This is a genomic window from Pseudovibrio sp. Ad37 (assembly GCF_001623075.1).
Classification (GTDB): domain Bacteria; phylum Pseudomonadota; class Alphaproteobacteria; order Rhizobiales; family Stappiaceae; genus Pseudovibrio.
Genome location: NZ_LMCF01000069.1, coordinates 1 through 1,690, shown reverse-complemented (window position 1 = coordinate 1,690; position 1,690 = coordinate 1). Strand labels below are relative to the sequence as shown.

Sequence of the window (1,690 nt, the reverse complement as noted above, 5' to 3'; positions counted from 1 at the left end):
GCCCCATCAGAACTTCAACCTGCCGTAACTTCACAACAATATCTTCAGGTTTGGGGCGCTTGATAGCCATCTATGGTCCTCCGGTTTCCTAACTATAGGCGTGGACCACTTCAAAGGGGGAGGCTCACTCAGATATATGCATAAAAGTCGTAACAGCTGCTACTGATTGATCATTGCTGTTAAAAAAACACGGCCCACCTCCAGTCAGATATCCACCATTACACTCTCTCAAAAAAGCAAGATAATCATCAGGAACCGGATATTTAGCCCAAGCTTTAAAGTCTTCAATTTCTCTGTCATCAGCAGGCTGCGCGATCGGATCGATAAGAGGCATCATTTCTCATAATAGATATGCTTAATAAAGTTGCCGAAAGAAGAAGGCTAATTACGCTGCACCTTTTTTTTTTTAAATTTCATGATGATGCTTAAAGAGCTAAGTAGCATCACTATCGACTGTAGTCATGCTTGTGTCACCATCGTAATGCCAGTCAAGTTTCAGTCAGACCCAATCAGGCAAGTCATCAGCAATCTGCGAGAAAAAACTATCGAAATTATCCGCAAGAAATGAGCATTCTTCCAAGAACTCTTCTGCTGTTTCTATTTCGCGATTATCATCAGTAAAGCCAATAACATGGCCAGTTTTTAGGTTGATCACTACATGTTCATGTTCTGCGCCATCGGCAATTTTAATGTAATGATCGGGAGCAAAATAGTCATCCTGTATATTACCAGTTTCAAATTTAACTGTATAAAAAGAGAAATTCTTTTCAAATATTCTATTTATACATTTATCTACCACTTCAGATATGTGCATGAAGGTCGTAATACTAGCTAACCGATGATTATCCTTGTTATAAAAACACGGACTATCTCCAGTCAGATAACCACCATTGTACTTTCTCAAAAAAGCAAGATAATCATCAGGAACCGGATATTTAGCCCACGCTTTAAAGGCTTCAATTTCCCGTTCATCAGCAGGCTGTGCGATCGGATCGATCAGAGGCATTATTCTTCCTTTACTTCTTCAAGTTTCTCGAAAATTCACCATGATGTTTAAAAAGCTGATGGACGTGCTTATCAACCGCAATCATGCTCTTGCCACCATTATGGTGCCATTGGTATCCTGGCGTCTTCTGAAATTCCCCTTCTGCTGCTCTTTTGTCAGCTCCACGAGCTGCTTTTTTCGCATCGTCATACCCTTGTGGCGTATTCAGATCATATTTTTTCGCGTAATCATTTGGATGCGCCAACCTAGGCAACTCTACTTCACTACCAGGATAGACCGCTTCAACAAGCTCACTATTATTCGATTCATTTCTAACGCTGTAGAAGTCGGGATTACCATCCTTATCATAAGGCAAACTATATGTATCGCCGCTTGGATGCTTCATATGAACCTTGTAGGACCCATCCGCATATTTTTCCGCTTTGACAAACTTCTTATTACTTTTTGTGGGAGTACCTTTGGGTCGTTGAGCCTCCCACTCATCGGCACTTAGTTCTGTTTTTTCCCCTTTATTTAGTCCTTTTGCTCCTTTGGGAGCGTCAGCTGAACTATCAATGACATCGGGAGCTTTGCCATTCTTTTTGATATTGGTCATCCCGTTCAGCCTGGCGGCTTCTCCGCCTGCTTTTCGACCAGCGATCAATCCGGACTGACCAGCATTTCGAGCTGCTGATGAAGGAGCTT

3 protein-coding genes are annotated in these 1,690 nt (G+C 42.0%); all 3 read right to left on the bottom strand.

Annotated elements, in window-relative coordinates; all coding sequences use genetic code 11:
• Positions 1-124: 124 nt before the first annotated feature.
• Positions 125-334 carry an SMI1/KNR4 family protein gene (locus tag PsAD37_RS12815; protein WP_063296480.1) on the bottom strand — a complete coding sequence of 70 codons (210 nt, stop codon included), beginning with the start codon at positions 332-334 and terminating at the stop codon, positions 125-127.
• 165 nt (positions 335-499) lie between these two features.
• A complete protein-coding gene (locus PsAD37_RS12810) occupies positions 500-1,006 on the bottom strand; it encodes an SMI1/KNR4 family protein (RefSeq protein ID WP_063296479.1) in 507 nt (168 codons plus the stop codon).
• Positions 1,007-1,016: 10 nt separating this feature from the next.
• Positions 1,017-1,690 (bottom strand): HNH endonuclease (locus PsAD37_RS12805; RefSeq protein ID WP_063296478.1); only part of this gene is annotated, 674 nt, incomplete at its 5' end.

Coding starts and splice junctions, on each gene's coding strand:
- PsAD37_RS12815 (WP_063296480.1), bottom strand. CDS start 334: ATGCCTCTTATCGATCCGATCGCGCAGCCTGCTGATGACAGAGAAATT.
- PsAD37_RS12810 (WP_063296479.1), bottom strand. CDS start 1,006: ATGCCTCTGATCGATCCGATCGCACAGCCTGCTGATGAACGGGAAATT.